Raw genomic sequence first — 15510 nt, forward strand, 5'->3', positions numbered from 1 at the left:
GACCGGATCCCGCCATGACCCTGACCGCCGACGTCGACGATTTCCGCAAGCTTCGGCCGCAAGGCCTGCGTCCGTTGACGGCCCTGCGCGCCTTCCAGCGGCTGATCCGCGACAAGGAGGACACCGTTCAGGTCTTCCGCATCATGCAGGCGCTGAGCGGCCGGTCGGTTTCGCGCGGCTATCAGCGGATGCTGGCCACGATGGAAGGCGGCCGGCAGGCCTTTCTGCGCGAGGAGCTGGCGCACAGGCTGGACGACCCCGTCTGGCTGGCCCGCTTCGAACCCGGCACGGTCGGCGCCAGCTACCGCGCGTTCCGCGAGGCCCGCGGCTTCACCGCCGACGGTCTGGCCGAGGTCGAGCGCGAGGTCGTGCCCTTCATCGACGCCCCGCATCCGATCCTCTGGTATTCGCGCCGACTGCGCGACATCCACGACATCTGGCACGTCCTGACCGGCTACGGCGCCGACGCCCTGGGCGAGGCCTGTGTGGTCTCCTTCTCCTACGGCCAGACCCGCAATCTCGGCTTCGCCTTCATCGGCTGGGGCGCGGCGCGGGAAATCCAGCGCGAAGTCCGGTCAGTGCCGGCCCGGCGCGCCGTCTGGCAGGCGTACCGCAACGGCAAGGCGGCGCGCTGGCTGCCCGGGCTCGACTACGAGGCCCTGTTCGAACAGCCGCTGGATCAGGTCCGCGAGCGCCTGCACATCCGCCCGGCGACAGTCTATCAGGCCGTGCCCGCCGAGGTCCGCGCCGGGCTGAAACTGCGCGCCTGACGGCGACATCCGGACGCCATAAGCCGTCCTTATGGCGAACGGCGACAACCCCGCTTGTCCCGTCGAGCCGGGCGGTCCATGTCGAGGGCATGTCCTCCCCGACTGAAGCTGCAGCCGTCGCCCGCCTGCCCATGTCCCGGGCCAAACTGCTCGGCGTCGTCGGCGTGATCATCTGCGCCATGATCTGGGGCACGACCTGGTACGCCATCACCCTGCAGCTGGGGACGGTGCCGCCGCTGGCCTCCATCGTCTGGCGGTTCGGCCTGGCGTCGGCCCTGCTGTTCCTCGGCTGCCTGATCTTCCGCCAGAACCTGCGTCTCACCCGGGCCCAGCATCTGGCCGCGCTGGGGCAGGGGGCCTTCGCCTTCTCGATCAGCTACAGCTTCACCTACGCCAGCGAGGGCCATGTGGCCTCGGCCATCGTGGCGGTCACCTTCGCCTCCCTGACCTTCCTCAACCTGGTCCTGTTCCGCATCGCCGCCGGCCAGAAGGCGGCCGCGGCCTCATGGGGCGGCGCCGTCCTGGGCCTGTTCGGCGTCGCCGTTCTGTCGGGCGGCGAGGTGCTCAGCGCCGGCTTCGACCGTCGGGCGGCGCTGGGCGTCGGCCTCGCCCTGATCGCCACCACGGCCTCGGCCTTCGGCAACTATTTCGCCTGGAGGGGCCAGAACCGCGGCTCCGAGGCCATCCCCTCGACCGCCTGGGCCATGGCCTATGGTACCGGCCTGCTGGCGCTCTACGGCCTGATCACGGGGGTGGAGTTCCGGATCGACCCGACCTTCACCTACGTCGGGTCGCTGCTCTACCTGTCGATCTTCGGCTCGGTGATCGCCTTCGGCCTGTATTTCACCATCGCCCGGACCATCGGCTACGCCATGGCCAGCTATATCTCGGCCCTGACGCCGCCGATCGCCATGCTGGTGTCCGTGCTGTTCGAAGGCGCCCATTTCGGCTGGACGGCGCTGGTCGGCCTGCTGCTGGTCCTGTCGGGTCAGGCCCTGCTTATCCGCGCACCCAAGGCAGCCTAGCGGAACCAGCCGCGCTTCTTCTTCTCCGGGGCCGCCCCCTTCTTCGCCGCCTCGGCCTCGCGTCGCTCGCGCTCGGCCTTGACCCGCATGGCGACCAGAACGGGGATCAGCCCGTGTCTGATGCGCGGGTCCTGACGCGGATCGGCCATGGCTCAGTCCTCCAGCTTCGACCCGTCCAGAAGCCGGTTCGCCCGGTCGCGTTCCTTTTCGGCCGCCGTGCGATCCGCCTTCGATCGCCCGTGACCGGCGCGGTTGGCTTTCGCGGCGGCCTTCGCTTCGGTCTTGGCCCGGTCCTTCCGGACCCGGTTCAGGTTGACGATTTCACCCATCACGACCTCCGCAGACGAAACCCGGCGAACCCTGTGACGTTGATTTTGCGCGCCATCAGGGCAGGAGCTTTCACATGGTAGACGTCTCCCGGATCAAGGAACACCTTGAAGTCGTCGGCTCGGACGGGGAACACGTCGGCCGCGTCGATCATGTCGTCGGCGACCAGATCGAACTGGCCAGACTGGATCTCGCCGGCGGCTTCAAACACCATATGATCCCCGTCAGCTGGGTCGATCACGTCGATGAGCACGTGCATCTGAACGTGACGAAGGATGACGCCAAGGCGCGCTGGACCGAAAAGCCCTGACCCGTCCGGCTTACCGCGAATTCACGAAGGCCCCGCTGATATCCGGCGGGGCCTTCGCCTATTATGGGGCGGCGTCCGACCCGGACGCATCGGAGACGACCCCCTTGATCCGCCTGATCCTGAACGTGCTGTGGCTCATTTTCGGCGGCTGGCTGTCCGGCCTGCTGTGGCTGCTGGGAGGCGCGATCCTGGCCCTGACCGTCGTCGGTCTGCCCTGGACCTTCGCCGCCTGGCGGATCGCCAGCTACTCCTTCTGGCCGTTCGGACGCGAGGTCGTCTGGCGCGAGCCGGACGCGACGGCTTTGGGCGCTGGTTGTTTCGGCATAGGGCTGAACGTCATCTGGTTCGTCTTCGCGGGCTGGTACATCGCCCTGACGCACATCATCATCGCGGTCGCCGAGGCGATCACCATCATCGGCATTCCCTTCGCGTTGAAGGATCTGGAGCTCGCGAAGCTGGCCCTGGCCCCGGTCGGCCGCACCATCCGCGACAAGCCCTGATCTTCGTGAACCTCGACGGGGGAGCTGGCGGCGGCTATGGCTGGACCGGCAGCAGCTTTGCTGTGGGGGATTCACGATGATCAAACACCTGGTTCTGGCCGCCGCCGCGGCCACGTTGCTGGCCGCCTGCGGCTCCGGCGGCGACGCCGCCGCACCCGCTGATGCCGCCGCCGCGCCTGCCGCCGGCGCACCCGCCGCCGCCGCCGAAGCCGCCGGCGTGGCCGAGGTCAAGTTCAACCTCAAGAACGCCACCAGCTTCACCCTGACCCATCTCTATATGTCGCCGGCCGCCAGCAACGACTGGGACAACGACATCCTGGGCGAGCAGGTGGTGGCCGCCGGCGAGACCGCCGAGGTCTCGATCGATGACGGGGTCGAAAGCTGCATGTACGACCTTCGCGCCGATTTCGACGATGGCGACGCCATCGACGTCCGCGGCGTGAACGTCTGCGAAATCGAAGGCACGACAGTCACGGTCTCGGAATAGTTCCCGACCTGAACGACGAAGGGCCGCGCCGGAGACCCCGGCGCGGCCCTTTTTTCTCATCGGAACTCCTGCGGCCTCGGGACGCCGGCGTTCAGCGCCCGTCCTCCGCCAGCAGCACCTTCAGATAGGTCTCGCGCCGGTTCAGGAAGCCACGGGTCACCTGATAATGCTCGGTGTCCTCGTATTCGACCCGGTCCAGCCCGTGCGGCGAGGCCTGATAGAGCCAGGCGTCCGGGTAACCGAGGATGATCGGCGAGTGGGTGGCGATAATGAACTGTGAGCCTTGCAGGACGAGTTCGTGCATCCGCGCCAGGAACGACAGCTGCCGCGTCGGCGACAGGGCCGCCTCGGGCTCATCGAGGATGTAGAGGCCCTCGCCCATGAAGCGGTTGTCGAACAGGTTGAAGAAGCTCTCGCCGTGCGACTGTTCGTGCAGGCCGGCCTGTCCCGCCCGGCCTGTTCCGGATGCTTCCAGATAGCTGGCCGTGTTGAAAAAGCTCTCGGCCCTGAGGAAATAGCCGTCCTTCGCCTTCACGGGCGCCCGCACCGGCCGGATGAACCGGTGCAACGGCGAATGCGAGGCGCGGGTCGAGAACCGGTGATCCTTCGATCCGCCCTCGGCATTGAACCCCCAGGCGATGGCCAGGGCCTCGATCAGCGTCGACTTGCCCGCGCCGTTCTCGCCGACGAGGAAGGTCACGCGTGGATGGAAGACCAGCGTCTCCAGCGCCTTCAGAACCGGCAGATTGAACGGATACGCCGCGTCGTCCCACCCCTCGCGCCGCTCGAAGCGCGCCTCGATCCAGTAGGGACGCTCCAGCGCGCTCATGTCGTTCAGCCCGGTGAGATCATCTTCTCGGGCCGCACCGCCTCGTCAAATTCCGCATCCGTCAGGTAGCCGCCGCCGACCGCCTCCTCGCGCAGGGTGGTGCCGTTCCTGTGCGCCGTCTTGGCGATCTTCGCGCAGATGTCATAGCCCAGCCTGCCGTTCAGGGCGGTGACCAGCATCAGCGAGTTGTCCAGGCCGCGCTTGATATTGTCCTCGCGCGGCTCGATCCCGACCACGCAGTTGTCGGTGAAGCTGATGGCGGCGTCGGCCATCAGACGGACCGACTGCAGGAAGTTGTAGGCCATCACCGGGTTGAAGACGTTCAGCTCGAAATGTCCCTGCGACCCGGCGAAGGTCACCGCCGCGTGGTTGCCGAACACCTGGACGCAGACCTGGGTCAGGGCCTCGCACTGGGTCGGATTGACCTTGCCCGGCATGATCGACGAGCCGGGCTCGTTCTCGGGCAGGGCCAGTTCGCCGAGGCCCGAGCGCGGGCCGGAGCCGAGGAAGCGGATGTCGTTGGCGATCTTGAACAGGCTGGCGGCGACCGTGTTGATCGCGCCGTGGCTGAAGACCATGGCGTCGTGGGCGGCCAGGGCCTCGAACTTGTTCGGCGCGGTGACGAACGGCAGGCCGGTGATGGCGGCGATCCGCTCGGCCACCTGTTCGGCGAAGCCGATCGGGGCGTTCAGTCCGGTGCCGACCGCCGTGCCGCCCTGGGCCAGCTCCATGAGCTTCGGCAGCGTCATCTCGATCCGCTCGATGCCGTTGGCCACCTGTTGCGCATAGCCGCCGAACTCCTGACCCAGCGTCAGGGGGGTGGCGTCCTGGGTATGGGTGCGGCCGATCTTGATGATGTGGGCCCAGGCCTTCGCCTTGGCGTCCAGCGCCGCCTGCAGATGCTTCAGCGCCGGCAGCAGGTCGTTGACCACCTGTTCGGCGCAGGCGACGTGCATGGCCGTCGGATAGGTGTCGTTCGACGACTGGCTCATGTTGACGTGGTCGTTGGGGTGGACCGGCTTTTTGGAGCCCATCTCGCCGCCCATCATCTCGATGGCCCGGTTCGAGATCACCTCATTGGCGTTCATGTTCGACTGGGTGCCCGAGCCCGTCTGCCAGACCACCAGCGGGAAGTGGTCGTTCAGCTTGCCGGCTATGACCTCGTCGGCCGCCTTGACGATGATGTCTCCGATGGCGGGGTCCAGCTTGCCCAGCGCCATGTTGGTCTCGGCCGCCGCGCGCTTGACGATGCCCAGCGCCCTGACGATCGGCAGGGGCTGCTTCTCCAGGCCGATCCTGAAATTGCCCAGCGACCGCTGCGCCTGGGCGCCCCAGTAGCGGTCGCTCGCGACCTCGATGGGGCCGAAGGTGTCGGTTTCGGTGCGGTGTCCAGACATGCGGCGCGGGCTCTCGAAGGCGTGGCGGGAGGATGCGCGGCGGTGTAGCACGGGCAGGCGACGGGACAAGGCGGAGGGCATGGACCATGCGGCGATTGGCGATGACGGTGGCGGCCATGGTCCTCGGCGCCTTGCCGGCGGGATGCGCCGCCCAGGCGGGCGACAGACGGCCGCGGGTGGTGCTGGAGACCGGCGCCGGACGGATGGCGATCGCGCTCGAGCTCGACCGCGCCCCGCTCAGTGTCTGCAACTTCCTCAGCTATGTGACCGACGGCGACTATGACGGCGGCGCCTTCTTCCGCACCGCGGTCAGGGCGTCCGACCCCGGTCCGCACCCCATCGACGTGATCCAGGCCGCCACCCCGCGCGGTCCGGATGACGATCTGCGCCCGCCCGTTCCGCTCGAAAGCACGCGCGACACCGGCCTGCGTCATGTGGCGGGCGCCGTTTCCCTGGCCCGCGACGGTCCGGAAACCGCCACTTCCAGCTTCTTCATCGTCACTGCCGACACGCCGGCGCTGGATCATGGCGGCGGTCGCAACCCTGATGGCCAGGGGTTCGCCGTCTTCGGGTTCCTGGTCGAGGGGCTCGACGTGGCCCGGCGGATCCACGCCTCGCCTGCCGATGCGGGGGAACGGCTGACTCCCCCGATCGCGATCCGTTCGGCCCGCCTGACCGGCGAGGTTCCGCCGGAATGCCGCCCGTGACCCAGGGCTGGATCGGCATCGGAAAGGTCCGCGCCCGCGAGGCCGGCGACGCCGTCGAGATCACCATCGACGGCCTGACCACCCAGGCCAAATACTACAAGCCGCTGGTCTATGAATTCATGCGCAAGGAGTGGCAGTCGCGTCCGTCATATGGCGACTACACGGTCGAAATCCTGATGGAGCATGTCGGCGACCCGCCGTGGATGGACCTGGACAATCTGGCCAAGGCCCTGCTGGACGCCATCAAGGGCTATCTGTTCCACGACGACGCCCAGGTCGCCCGCCTGCTGGTCGAGCGCCGCGAGGGCGAGCGCGAACGGATCACGATCCGGGCCTTCCCCCGCCAGGTCCCGCAGTCCTGAACCTCAAGGTGGGCAGCCTCAACTGCATGTCCGGGCCGACGAACAGCTGGGGGTCGGAGGGCAGGGCGACCCCGTGAGCCGCCTCCTTGCGGGCCACGCAGGCGCGCGCGCCCGCCGCCAGGGCCAGGAAGTCCGTCGCCGTCGGCAAGGCTTCGAGAACGCAGCCGTCGAACCACGGCCAGGTCTCGTCCGCACCACATCCAAAGGATGTCCGCTCCCGGCTGGCCGCCGTCAGCACCATGCGGTTGGGCGCGGCCAGGGCGTTGACGAATATCCCCGAATAGCAGGCCGAGACGATCACCACGGTCGGCCGGGCGCCGCAGGCCCGCCGGACGATATTGACCATCATGTCGGGCGTCATGGGCGGGGCGTCGCCGAACACCATGGCCGTCCGGGAGCCGTGCGAGGTAAAATACAGCAGACATCCGGCCGGCCCCCTGGCCGCCGCCTCGTACAGGCCGTCCAGCGCCGTCAGGGCCGTCGCCGGTTGAGGCGCGTCAGGCCTCAGGCTGTAGTCGACCATGGTGGCCCGGGGAAAGCCGGCGTCGAGGAAACCCTTCACCAGGTCGCGGCGCGCATTGTCGAAGGCCTGGATCGGCCGGCCGCGGCCGTCGCGCCAGTCGGCCGCAATGATCGCCGAGGCCCAGCCTTCGAACCGGCCGGACGCTGCGCGGGTCTGGCTGACGGCGGGGGTGGCGAGGACGATCCATGCCGCCAGCACGATAAACGCCCGTCCCATGACCGCTCCCCCGGTTCCGACAGACCGAGGTTAGCCGACGCGGCTGGAAGGGGAAGGGCCTACTTCTTCCGGAACTGGTCCAGCGAGACGACCTTGGGGCCATCGTCTCCGGTATCGACAGGCTCGGCGCGGGCCGGTTCGGTCGCCGCGATCTCGGCGGCTATGTCCTCGACCGTGGCGGGCGCCTCGAACTGCAGCAGGAACTGCACGGAAGGGTCGTAGAAGCGGGTTACGGCCGTATAGGGCATGGCCAGGACCTTTGGCATGCCGCCGAACTTCAGCATGACCGAAAATTTCGTCGGCTCGACCTTCAGATCCCAGTACTGATGCTGCAGCACGACGGTCATCTCGTCCGGATATTTGGCCATGATGTCCGGCGGGACGCTGACGCCCGGCGCGCGGGTCTTGAAGGTCACATAGAAGTGGTGGGCCCCCGGGATGCCTTCAGGCAGGGCCGCCCGCTCCAGCGCCGAGCGGATGACGCCGCGCAGCGCGTCCTGCGCCAGCTGCTCGTAATGCATCTCGTCGACTGGAGGAGTTTCGTCGGCCATGGGTCGCCTCGATGGTTCGCGCGAACTGATAGCTGTGCGCGACGGCGGGCGAAAGATGGCGACGTGGTGAAAGCGCCGGATTCTGGCGGCGGTCGATCGATGGCGTGGGGAAAGTGCCAGGGGTTCTGTTGGCGGGCCCCCTGGCGGCCCCGCCCCGGGAACTGATCCCCGAGGACTTAAGTGTTCGAAATCACCCGAACCGCTTACGCGGCGAGAGCGACTTCTCCAGCGAAGTTATCGTTCGCAGTTAGAAAATGGCCCGATACGGTGGGCCAGGACGGGCGAAAGCAGTCTTCTTTACACGTCCGTCGATGCTAGTCGGCCCCATGCTCGCTCCGCCGATAACGCGGGGAAGAAATGGTGGAGCCGCCGGGAATCGCACCCGGGTCCGGTCCGCTTATTACAAGCGCGTTTATCGCCATAGTCCGGGCGAACCCGAACCTGCATAATATAGGGGCTAAGTCTCAGGCTTCCAATAGTCTGCAGTTCGCGGCGCGAGCGCGGGCCAAACGTGCGCAAAGGGCCCGGTCGCGGCCGTGTCGCTACTGCTGGCGGGCCGGACAACCCGTGCCTGGATCGGTCAGACACTCGGACGTTCCCAACGCATCTACCGTATTGCTCAACCATCTACGGGACTGTTCGCGGTGGTGGTCGGCGACTTCCTCACGCGTGCAGACCTTGCGGGTCCGGTTCGAGCCGGTCACGGTTTCGCGCCGACAAACGATCGGTCCCTGTTCGGGGACGGCCACGCTGTCCGCACTGGCCGGAGCGGCCGACGGGCTGTCGGCCCGGACGGCCAGCCGGGACTCTGCGTCCGGCGCTGTCGGGGTGGCGTCCTGGCCCGCCAGAACGAGACACAACAACAGCACTTTCAGCATCACAACCTCCCCAACAGATTGCGAACCTTAACAGCGCGACCCCGCGTTGCAAGCGGGCGATTCAGCGCCCGGTCGTCGTCGCGAGCGGCGGGGAATTCTGACGGCTGTTGCCGGATTCGAGCCGATGGGCCAGGCGACGGGACTCGTCACGGCGCTGGTTCCATTCACGCCGGGTCATGCATATCTGCCCGCCGAAGCGGGTGCCCACCACTGCTTCGTTGCGGCAGACCCGCTCGTTCAGCCGCGCCTCCCGGGCCTCGTCGACGGTCTCGGGCGGCGTGGTCGCTGCCGGCGTCGAAAGCTGAGCGTCCATGGCGGGTGGAGGCGTCTGCTGCACAGCGGACATCAGGACGGCGGCGAAAACAACGGCGATCATGGCTCATCTCCAACTGACGCCCGAACGTCGCTCCCTTCACCTCTGCGGTCAACCGGCGGTCGCCGGGGTCAGGATTGAATCTGCTCCCCCTGGTTCACTCCGCCGCCCGGTGGGGAAATCCCGTCAGCAGACGCGGACAGGCGTGGCTATGGCGCGACGCGCTTCCATCCCGGCGTCTGGTTTCTGAACCAGGTCAACTGCCGCTTGGCGTAGTTTCGCGTCGCCTGCCGCGTCGCCTCGACCGCCGCCGCCAGCGACGCTTCGCCCGCCAGATGGGCCGCGAACTCCCGCACCCCGACGGCCTTCATGGCCGGCGCCCCCGGGTCCAGCCGGCGCGCCGTCAACGCCCGCACCTCGTCCAGCGCGCCCTGATCGACCATCCAGGCGACCCGCTGGTCGCAGCGGGCGTAAAGCGTCGCCCGCTCGGGCTCGACCACCAACCCGGACCAGGCGCCGGCGGGCACGAGCGGCGTCGTGTCCGCCATCCAGTCGCTGAGGGCGCGTCCGGTATGCTCTGCGACGGCCATCGCCCGTATCAGGCGTTGACGATCGCCCGCCTCGATCCGCTGCGCCGCCGCCGGGTCGAACCGGGCCAGACGTTGGCGGAACGCCGCCTCGCCCTCGTCAGCCAGCGCCGTGGTCGCCGCCTCCCTCGCTTCCCCCGGAATCTCCGGCACGTTCGCCAGCCCTTTGGTCAGGGCTGTGAAATACAGCCCTGTGCCGCCAACCAGCAGGGCAGGGCGGCCATCCAGTTCGTCCAGGACCTGCATCAAGGCCCGGCTCCATCGCCCGACCGACCACGCGTCCGCCGCGTCGGCCACGCCGTACAGCCGGTGGTCCGTCAGCGCCTCATCCTCCGGCGACGGGCGGGCAGTCAGCACGCGCAGGTCGGCGTACAGTTGTTGGCTGTCCGCATTGACGATCACGGCCCCTGTGCGCCGCGCCGTCTCCAGCGCCAGCTGCGACTTGCCGGAGGCGGTGGGCCCGGCGATCAGTGTGATGAGGGGCTCTGGCAAATGCGGGCTCGCAGGCAGGGGTCTCCGGCGATAGAACGCAGGCCTCGCACCCGCAACCCGGATGACCGCCTTGCCCGACCGCGCTACCGTCATCGCCGCCCTCGACGCCGTTCCCGACCCGAAGACGGGCCAGGGTCTGGTCGCGGCCGGTCTGGTGCAGGGACTGACCGTCGCCGACGACCGCGCCGGCTTCGTGATGGAGGTGCCGACCGCCGACGCCGCCCTCTATGCGCCGGTGCGCGCCGCCGCCGAGGCCGCGCTGAAGGCCTTGCCCGGCATGACGCGGGTGTCCGTCGTCCTGTCCGCCGAGGCCGTGGCCCCGCGCGCGTCGCGCCGCGCCTCCCTGTCGCCCCAGGCCGTCGACCAGACCCGCCCGAAGGCTCCCGTCGCGACCGACCGGCCCGCCCACGTCCGCCGCGTCCTGGCCATCGCCAGCGGCAAGGGCGGGGTCGGCAAGTCCACCGTGGCGGTCAACCTCGCCGCCGCCTTCGCCGCCCGGGGTCTGTCCGTCGGCCTGCTCGACGCCGACGTCTACGGCCCGTCACTGCCGACCATGCTCGGGATTTCGGGTCAGCCGGACTATCGCGACGGACGGATCCAGCCTCACCTCGCCCACGGCCTCAAGGCCATGTCCGTCGGCCTGCTGACCAAGGCCGATGACGCCATGATCTGGCGCGGCCCCATGGCCTCCCAGGCCCTGACCCAGATGCTGACCCAGACGGCCTGGGGCACGGAGGATGCGCCCCTGGATATTCTCGTCGTCGATCTGCCGCCGGGCACGGGCGACGTCCAGCTGACCCTGATCCAGAAGACGCCGCTGGACGGCGCCGTGATCGTCTCCACGCCGCAGGAGGTCGCCCTCGCCGACGCGCGCCGGGCCCATCGCCTGTTCGAAAAGGTCGGCGTTTCGACCTTGGGTCTGATCGAGAACATGACCGGCCCGGTGTTCGGTCAGGGCGGGGCGAAGTCAGAAGCGGACCGTCTGTCCATTCCCTTCCTCGGCGACCTGCCGCTGGATGCGGCCTTCCGGGAAGGCGGCGACGCCGGCGCGCCTGTCGTCATCAGCCATCCCGACGGCGACATCGCCCGGCGCTTCGCCGTGATCGCGGAACGCGTGGCCGGCGCTCTGGACCTGGCGTAACCCCGGCGCGCCTGTTCTCAGTCCGGTTCGAGCACCACCGCCGTGCCATAAGCCAGCACCTCGGTGATGCCCGGCATGATCTCGTTGGCGTCATAGCGCATGGCCAGGATGGCGTTGGCGCCCATCTCCCGCGCGTGGGCGACCAGCTCGTCATAGGCTTCCTGACGCGCAGTCTCGGCCAGTTTCACATAGACGCCGACGCGGCCGCCGAGGATCGACTGCACCCCGCCGACCATGTCGCTGATGGCGTTGCGCGAGCGCACGGTTATGCCGCGCACCACGCCCAGGGTCTTCACCACCCGATGTCCGGGCGCGTCGTTTGTGGTCACGATCAGCATGTCGGCCTCCTGCCTGTTTCAGCGGCGGTCCAGCACACGGAACACGAAGGCATGGTCGTCCTTCTCGCCGGCCGGATGCGCTTCCGAGGATAGCTCGACAAAGGCCGCCTCGTCGAACGGCGGAAACACCACGTCGCCCTCAGGCTCGGCCTCGACCTCGGTGACGTACAGCCGTTTCGCCCGCGGCAGGGCCTTTTCGAACAGGCCGGCGCCGCCGATGATGCAGATCTCGTCGACGCCGTCCTCCTCGGCCGTCTCGCGCGCGATCTCGATGGCCTCGTCCAGGGTGGTGCAGACAAGGGCGCCGCGCGCCGTGAAGGACTCGTCTTTCGACAGCACGATGTTGAGCCGGCCGGGCAGGGGCTTCAGCGGCAGGCTCTCCCACGTCCGCCGGCCCATGATGCAGGGCTTGCCGACGGTGATCGCCTTGAACCGCTGCAGGTCGCTGCGCAGCCGCCACGGCAGGTCGCCGTCGCGTCCGATCACGCCGTTGCGGGCGCGGGCGACGACGAGGACGAGTTGGGGGATCATGTGCGTTTGCCTGACCAGCCGCCGAGCGCCATGCCGAGCAACAATCCTGCGATCAACGCGGTGAGGATCAGACTGCCGGGCGAGTTGATCAGGAGACTGGTCGGAACATCCAGTCCGGCGCCCGCCAGCAGCTCAGCAAACACACCCCGCACCTCTTCCTGCTGGTCCATTTCACGCCTCCAGCGCCACAGGAGTTGACCGAGCAGGGCCAGGCCGACCACGGTGTAGAACAAGGGCAGGCCGTGAACCTTCAGCCACGCCTTCATCGATCCAGCCATTTCAACCACTTCCTCTTGACCGAAGCTTCAAGATCGATCCCCGCCCGGTCGCAATAGATCAGCAGCATGCCCAGCACGTCCGCCGCCTCGTCGCCCAGCTTGCCGGCGTCGGCGGTTCCTCGAGCCCGACCGCTCATGCGCAGATGCTCGGCGGTCAGTTCGCCCAGCTCCTCCTGGATTTTAAGCAGCGCCCAGTCCGCGGACCGCTCGATTCCGTGCTCGGCGGCGTAGATGTCGGAGATGCGCAGGACGTCGGCCTGCAGACCCTTGAGGTCGAGGGACATCAGATCGCGACCGGCGCCTTGATGTGCGGCCACGGCTCGTAGCCCTCGAGCACGAAGTCCTCCAGCCGGTAGGCGAACAGGTCGTCGCGCGGCGTGATGGTCATGGTCGGGGCGGGCCGGGGCTCGCGGCTCAGCTGCAGTTCGGCCTGTTCGACATGGTTCAGATACAGGTGGGCGTCGCCGAAGGTGTGCACGAACTCGCCGGGCTTCAGGCCGCACACCTGGGCGACCATCAGGGTCAGCAGGGCGTAGGAGGCGATGTTGAATGGCACGCCGAGGAAGACGTCGGCCGACCGCTGGTACAGCTGGCAGCTCAGCTTGCCGTCTGCGACGAAGAACTGGAACAGGCAGTGGCAGGGCGGCAGGGCCATGTCGTCGACGTCGGCCGGGTTCCAGGCCGAGACGATGTGGCGGCGGCTGTTGGGATTGGTCTTCAGCCCCTCGACCAGCCTGGTGATCTGGTCGATCACCCGCCCGTCCGGCGCCGCCCACGACCGCCACTGTTTCCCGTAGACCGGCCCCAGCTCGCCCTCGGCGTCGGCCCATTCGTTCCAGATCGAAACGCCGTTGTCCTTCAGCCAGCCGATATTGGTCTCGCCGCGCAGGAACCACAGCAGTTCGACGATGATCGACCGCAGGTGCAGCTTCTTGGTGGTCAGGACTGGAAAGCCCCTGGCCAGGTCGAACCGCATCTGCCGCCCGAACACGCCCAGGGTCCCCGTGCCGGTTCGGTCATCGCGTTGGCTGCCGTTGTCGAGAATGTCGCGCAGCAGGTTCAGGTACTGCCACTCGGGATGATCGGCCGCGACGGCGCCGGTGCGGGCGTGCAGGTCGGACAGGGCGGCGACGGCGTTCATGCAGTGGACTGTGCCGGTGATTCGCTCCGCTTGGCAGGCCGCTGATTCGGTTGCTCACAGAAACGTGGCCCTCTCCCCTTGCGGGAGAGGGAGATCGCACACGGCGGCGCAGCCGTCGTCCTTGTGCGATCGGGTGAGGGGTCGCACCGGCCCGCCGGCGAAACCCCTCATCCGACCTCGCTATGCTCGGCCACCTTCTCCCTCAAGGGGAGAAGGATCCACCTACGCCAGCTTCTTCCCCACCAGCAGCGCCCCCAGCTCGGACGAGGCCCCGTCATAGAACCCCGCCTCCTTCGGCGCGGTCTTCGGGTTGCGGTACGTGCCGAAGATCATGTCGATCAGCGGCAGGTCGCAGTAGTTCGACCGGTGCTCGCCACGCTCGTGGTGGGCGGCGTGCATCTCCGGCCGGGCGATAAACCAGCCCAGCCAGTGCGGAGTGCGGACATTGGCGTGGGTGAAGATGGCCATGAAGCTGGTGACCAGCACGATCGGAATCACCGCCCCAAGCGACAGCCCGACGATCCACACCAGCGCCAGACTGGCGTGCAGGGTCCAGGCGACCATGTCCAGCGGGTGGAACCAGAAGGCGCTGTAGACGTCGATCCGCTCGGCGCTGTGGTGGGTCTGGTGCAGGTGTCGCCACAGGAAATCGACGCCGTGCAGGGTCCGGTGCCACAGATACTGGGTCAGGGCGAAGACGAACAGGCCGACCCCCAGCTGCAGTCCCAGCGGCTGGCGCGTCAGGTCGACCAGGCGGTGCCCGGCCAGGAAGGCGTCCCAGACCAGCGGCGCGGACAGGGCCACAACCATATAGGCGGCGAAGGCCAGCAGCCCCTTCACCCGCCACCCCGGTGTCGACGGGTAGTCGCGGGGCCGCCAGACGGCGTCCAGCAGGATGAAGCCGGCGAATATCGCCAGCACGGAAACGGTCACAACATTGATCATCTTTAACCTCTGGAAGGGCGTTTCGCCGCCGAACGGCGGTCGATCCGGGGAGGCTGAAGTGATAAGAGAGCGCCCCGCCCGATATCAGTCGTCGAGTGGTCCAGTGCCCTCGGGAAGCGTGTGTTTCCCCGTGTTTTCAGTGAGATGAAGACCCGCCCGGCGACCGCTTGCGCCGCCGGCCTGTGGCGAGAATGAGGAAAACCGCACTCATGGTGCAGTCAGTGGCGCGCGAAAGACCGGTCCAGCGCATCTCCCGCGGCGAGCAGACGCGCGACCGCATCATGGACGTGGCCGAGGCCTCGGTGCTGGCCAAGGGCTTCGCCGCCACCTCGATCGACGAGATCCTGTTCGAGGCCGGCATCACCAAGAGCGGCTTCTTCTACCACTTCCGCGACAAGAACGACCTGGCGCTCGCCCTGATCTCGCGGTTCCGCAACCAGTACCTGCCGTTGTTCGAGGAGGTGTTCGAACGCGCCGACGAACTCAACGAGGACCCGCTGCACGCCTTCCTGGTCGGCCTGAAGCTGTTGGCCGAACTCATGGCCGACGTACAGAAGGAGCGACCCGGCTGCCTCGTCGCCACCTTCGTCTATCAGGACCAGCAGTTCGACGGCCGGGTCCGGGCCATTCTGGTCGAGGTGAGCGAGACCTGGCGGGCTCAATTCCTGGCCCGCCTGGAGCGGATTGCGGCGATTCATCCGCCCCGGATCGATATCGATCTGGCGGACCTCGCGGACATGCTCACCACGGTCATCGACGGCGGCATTCTCCTGTCCAAGACAGTGCGGCAGCCCGAACTGCTGGCGCGTCAGGTGCTGGCGTACCGGACCTTCGTCCGCCTGGTCTTCCTGGGCTCCTGAGC

At 67.9% G+C, this 15510-nt stretch carries 24 protein-coding genes and 1 other RNA gene; 9 read left to right on the forward strand and 16 right to left on the reverse strand.

Annotated elements, in window-relative coordinates; translation table 11 throughout:
* The first annotated feature begins 14 nt into the window (after window positions 1–14).
* Window positions 15–770: a Coq4 family protein gene (locus tag VN378_RS13920; protein ID WP_325744162.1), complete on the forward strand. Its 756-nt coding sequence runs from the start codon at window positions 15–17 to the stop codon at window positions 768–770.
* Window positions 771–859: 89 nt separating this feature from the next.
* Window positions 860–1795 (forward strand): DMT family transporter, encoded by a 936-nt coding sequence (locus VN378_RS13925; RefSeq protein ID WP_325744163.1) that lies wholly within the window; start codon window positions 860–862, stop codon window positions 1793–1795.
* Here the strand turns inward: VN378_RS13925 and VN378_RS13930 are convergent.
* Both VN378_RS13930 and VN378_RS13935 read right to left on the reverse strand, forming a co-directional pair.
* A complete protein-coding gene (locus tag VN378_RS13930; protein ID WP_325744164.1) occupies window positions 1792–1944 on the reverse strand; it encodes a hypothetical protein in 153 nt (50 codons plus the stop codon). The genes VN378_RS13925 and VN378_RS13930 overlap by 4 nt on opposite strands.
* Before the next feature lie 3 nt (window positions 1945–1947).
* Window positions 1948–2124: a DUF4169 family protein gene (locus tag VN378_RS13935; RefSeq protein WP_325744165.1), complete on the reverse strand. Its 177-nt coding sequence runs from the start codon at window positions 2122–2124 to the stop codon at window positions 1948–1950.
* Window positions 2125–2198: 74 nt separating this feature from the next.
* Between VN378_RS13935 and VN378_RS13940 the strand changes: the two genes are divergently transcribed.
* From VN378_RS13940 to VN378_RS13950, 3 genes are all read left to right on the forward strand, one after another.
* Complete coding sequence (locus VN378_RS13940; protein ID WP_325744166.1) at window positions 2199–2432, forward strand: DUF2171 domain-containing protein; 234 nt, start codon at window positions 2199–2201, stop codon at window positions 2430–2432.
* A gap of 104 nt (window positions 2433–2536) precedes the next feature.
* Window positions 2537–2932: a YccF domain-containing protein gene (locus tag VN378_RS13945; RefSeq protein WP_325744167.1), complete on the forward strand. Its 396-nt coding sequence runs from the start codon at window positions 2537–2539 to the stop codon at window positions 2930–2932.
* A 76-nt stretch (window positions 2933–3008) separates the two neighbouring features.
* The gene (locus VN378_RS13950) at window positions 3009–3419 is read left to right on the forward strand and encodes a hypothetical protein (protein ID WP_325744168.1); all 411 of its coding nucleotides are present in this window, start codon (window positions 3009–3011) and stop codon (window positions 3417–3419) included.
* A gap of 91 nt (window positions 3420–3510) precedes the next feature.
* On the opposite strand, the gene VN378_RS13955 is transcribed toward VN378_RS13950, so the two are convergent.
* Together VN378_RS13955 and fumC are read right to left on the reverse strand one after the other, a co-directional pair.
* Entirely contained in the window at window positions 3511–4248 is a 738-nt protein-coding gene (locus VN378_RS13955; protein WP_325744169.1) for an AAA family ATPase, read from the reverse strand.
* A gap of 5 nt (window positions 4249–4253) precedes the next feature.
* Window positions 4254–5645 (reverse strand): class II fumarate hydratase, encoded by a 1392-nt coding sequence (fumC, locus tag VN378_RS13960; RefSeq protein ID WP_325744170.1) that lies wholly within the window; start codon window positions 5643–5645, stop codon window positions 4254–4256.
* An 86-nt stretch (window positions 5646–5731) separates the two neighbouring features.
* On the opposite strand from fumC, the gene VN378_RS13965 reads away from it, so the two are divergent.
* Complete coding sequence (locus VN378_RS13965; protein WP_325744171.1) at window positions 5732–6352, forward strand: peptidylprolyl isomerase; 621 nt, start codon at window positions 5732–5734, stop codon at window positions 6350–6352.
* Complete coding sequence (locus VN378_RS13970) at window positions 6340–6714, forward strand: RusA family crossover junction endodeoxyribonuclease (protein ID WP_414642253.1); 375 nt, start codon at window positions 6340–6342, stop codon at window positions 6712–6714. The genes VN378_RS13965 and VN378_RS13970 overlap by 13 nt, the downstream gene beginning before the upstream one ends.
* Here VN378_RS13970 and VN378_RS13975 read toward each other — a convergent pair.
* The 6 genes from VN378_RS13975 to miaA all read right to left on the reverse strand — a co-directional run bounded on the left by VN378_RS13975 (window position 6674) and on the right by miaA (window position 10274).
* Complete coding sequence (locus VN378_RS13975) at window positions 6674–7453, reverse strand: C13 family peptidase (RefSeq protein ID WP_325744173.1); 780 nt, start codon at window positions 7451–7453, stop codon at window positions 6674–6676. The genes VN378_RS13970 and VN378_RS13975 overlap by 41 nt on opposite strands.
* 59 nt (window positions 7454–7512) lie before the next feature.
* Window positions 7513–8004 carry an SspB family protein gene (locus VN378_RS13980; protein WP_325744174.1) on the reverse strand — a complete coding sequence of 164 codons (492 nt, stop codon included), beginning with the start codon at window positions 8002–8004 and terminating at the stop codon, window positions 7513–7515.
* A gap of 112 nt (window positions 8005–8116) precedes the next feature.
* Window positions 8117–8484: a transfer-messenger RNA gene (gene ssrA, locus VN378_RS13985) on the reverse strand.
* 62 nt (window positions 8485–8546) lie between these two features.
* Window positions 8547–8882 (reverse strand): hypothetical protein, encoded by a 336-nt coding sequence (locus tag VN378_RS13990; RefSeq protein WP_325744175.1) that lies wholly within the window; start codon window positions 8880–8882, stop codon window positions 8547–8549.
* Between the two features lie 61 nt (window positions 8883–8943).
* Window positions 8944–9258 (reverse strand): hypothetical protein, encoded by a 315-nt coding sequence (locus tag VN378_RS13995; protein WP_325744176.1) that lies wholly within the window; start codon window positions 9256–9258, stop codon window positions 8944–8946.
* A gap of 146 nt (window positions 9259–9404) precedes the next feature.
* On the reverse strand, window positions 9405–10274 hold the full coding sequence (gene miaA, locus VN378_RS14000) for a tRNA (adenosine(37)-N6)-dimethylallyltransferase MiaA (protein ID WP_325744177.1): 870 nt from the start codon (window positions 10272–10274) through the stop codon (window positions 9405–9407).
* Window positions 10275–10344: 70 nt separating this feature from the next.
* Here miaA and VN378_RS14005 point away from each other — a divergent pair, with 70 nt between their 5' ends.
* A complete protein-coding gene (locus tag VN378_RS14005; protein WP_325744178.1) occupies window positions 10345–11415 on the forward strand; it encodes an Mrp/NBP35 family ATP-binding protein in 1071 nt (356 codons plus the stop codon).
* 17 nt (window positions 11416–11432) lie between these two features.
* On the opposite strand, the gene VN378_RS14010 is transcribed toward VN378_RS14005, so the two are convergent.
* From VN378_RS14010 to VN378_RS14035, 6 genes are all read right to left on the reverse strand, one after another.
* Window positions 11433–11753, reverse strand: coding sequence for a YbjQ family protein (locus VN378_RS14010; protein ID WP_325744179.1), 321 nt, complete (start codon window positions 11751–11753; stop codon window positions 11433–11435).
* Window positions 11754–11771: 18 nt separating this feature from the next.
* The gene (locus VN378_RS14015; protein ID WP_325744180.1) at window positions 11772–12284 is read right to left on the reverse strand and encodes a dihydrofolate reductase; all 513 of its coding nucleotides are present in this window, start codon (window positions 12282–12284) and stop codon (window positions 11772–11774) included.
* Entirely contained in the window at window positions 12281–12562 is a 282-nt protein-coding gene (locus VN378_RS14020; protein WP_325744181.1) for a hypothetical protein, read from the reverse strand. Before VN378_RS14020 ends, VN378_RS14015 begins: the two co-directional genes overlap by 4 nt.
* Complete coding sequence (locus tag VN378_RS14025; protein ID WP_325744182.1) at window positions 12547–12846, reverse strand: phosphoribosyl-ATP pyrophosphohydrolase; 300 nt, start codon at window positions 12844–12846, stop codon at window positions 12547–12549. Before VN378_RS14025 ends, VN378_RS14020 begins: the two co-directional genes overlap by 16 nt.
* Window positions 12846–13703, reverse strand: a complete 858-nt coding sequence (locus VN378_RS14030; protein WP_325744183.1) for a thymidylate synthase — start codon at window positions 13701–13703, stop codon at window positions 12846–12848. The genes VN378_RS14025 and VN378_RS14030 overlap by 1 nt, the downstream gene beginning before the upstream one ends.
* Before the next feature lie 222 nt (window positions 13704–13925).
* Complete coding sequence (locus tag VN378_RS14035) at window positions 13926–14648, reverse strand: sterol desaturase family protein (RefSeq protein WP_325744184.1); 723 nt, start codon at window positions 14646–14648, stop codon at window positions 13926–13928.
* 209 nt (window positions 14649–14857) lie between these two features.
* Here VN378_RS14035 and VN378_RS14040 point away from each other — a divergent pair, with 209 nt between their 5' ends.
* A complete protein-coding gene (locus VN378_RS14040; protein ID WP_325744185.1) occupies window positions 14858–15508 on the forward strand; it encodes a TetR/AcrR family transcriptional regulator in 651 nt (216 codons plus the stop codon).
* Window positions 15509–15510: the final 2 nt, after the last annotated feature.

Source organism: Brevundimonas sp., from assembly GCF_035561115.1.
Lineage (GTDB): Bacteria > Pseudomonadota > Alphaproteobacteria > Caulobacterales > Caulobacteraceae > Brevundimonas.

Excerpts from the sequence above, each read along its gene's own strand:
- VN378_RS13925 (WP_325744163.1), top strand. The coding sequence starts at position 860 with ATGTCCTCCCCGACTGAAGCTGCAGCCGTCGCCCGCCTGCCCATGTCC.
- fumC (WP_325744170.1), bottom strand. The coding sequence starts at position 5,645 with ATGTCTGGACACCGCACCGAAACCGACACCTTCGGCCCCATCGAGGTC.
- VN378_RS13950 (WP_325744168.1), top strand. The coding sequence starts at position 3,009 with ATGATCAAACACCTGGTTCTGGCCGCCGCCGCGGCCACGTTGCTGGCC.
- VN378_RS13940 (WP_325744166.1), top strand. The coding sequence starts at position 2,199 with ATGGTAGACGTCTCCCGGATCAAGGAACACCTTGAAGTCGTCGGCTCG.
- VN378_RS14040 (WP_325744185.1), top strand. The coding sequence starts at position 14,858 with ATGGTGCAGTCAGTGGCGCGCGAAAGACCGGTCCAGCGCATCTCCCGC.
- VN378_RS13995 (WP_325744176.1), bottom strand. The coding sequence starts at position 9,258 with ATGATCGCCGTTGTTTTCGCCGCCGTCCTGATGTCCGCTGTGCAGCAG.
- VN378_RS13955 (WP_325744169.1), bottom strand. The coding sequence starts at position 4,248 with ATGAGCGCGCTGGAGCGTCCCTACTGGATCGAGGCGCGCTTCGAGCGG.
- VN378_RS14025 (WP_325744182.1), bottom strand. The coding sequence starts at position 12,846 with ATGTCCCTCGACCTCAAGGGTCTGCAGGCCGACGTCCTGCGCATCTCC.
- VN378_RS13990 (WP_325744175.1), bottom strand. The coding sequence starts at position 8,882 with ATGCTGAAAGTGCTGTTGTTGTGTCTCGTTCTGGCGGGCCAGGACGCC.
- VN378_RS14020 (WP_325744181.1), bottom strand. The coding sequence starts at position 12,562 with ATGGCTGGATCGATGAAGGCGTGGCTGAAGGTTCACGGCCTGCCCTTG.
- VN378_RS13930 (WP_325744164.1), bottom strand. The coding sequence starts at position 1,944 with ATGGCCGATCCGCGTCAGGACCCGCGCATCAGACACGGGCTGATCCCC.
- VN378_RS14010 (WP_325744179.1), bottom strand. The coding sequence starts at position 11,753 with ATGCTGATCGTGACCACAAACGACGCGCCCGGACATCGGGTGGTGAAG.
- VN378_RS13965 (WP_325744171.1), top strand. The coding sequence starts at position 5,732 with ATGCGGCGATTGGCGATGACGGTGGCGGCCATGGTCCTCGGCGCCTTG.
- VN378_RS14015 (WP_325744180.1), bottom strand. The coding sequence starts at position 12,284 with ATGATCCCCCAACTCGTCCTCGTCGTCGCCCGCGCCCGCAACGGCGTG.
- VN378_RS14030 (WP_325744183.1), bottom strand. The coding sequence starts at position 13,703 with ATGAACGCCGTCGCCGCCCTGTCCGACCTGCACGCCCGCACCGGCGCC.
- VN378_RS13975 (WP_325744173.1), bottom strand. The coding sequence starts at position 7,453 with ATGGGACGGGCGTTTATCGTGCTGGCGGCATGGATCGTCCTCGCCACC.
- VN378_RS13970 (WP_414642253.1), top strand. The coding sequence starts at position 6,340 with ATGCCGCCCGTGACCCAGGGCTGGATCGGCATCGGAAAGGTCCGCGCC.
- VN378_RS13935 (WP_325744165.1), bottom strand. The coding sequence starts at position 2,124 with ATGGGTGAAATCGTCAACCTGAACCGGGTCCGGAAGGACCGGGCCAAG.
- VN378_RS14035 (WP_325744184.1), bottom strand. The coding sequence starts at position 14,648 with ATGATCAATGTTGTGACCGTTTCCGTGCTGGCGATATTCGCCGGCTTC.
- VN378_RS13980 (WP_325744174.1), bottom strand. The coding sequence starts at position 8,004 with ATGGCCGACGAAACTCCTCCAGTCGACGAGATGCATTACGAGCAGCTG.
- VN378_RS13920 (WP_325744162.1), top strand. The coding sequence starts at position 15 with ATGACCCTGACCGCCGACGTCGACGATTTCCGCAAGCTTCGGCCGCAA.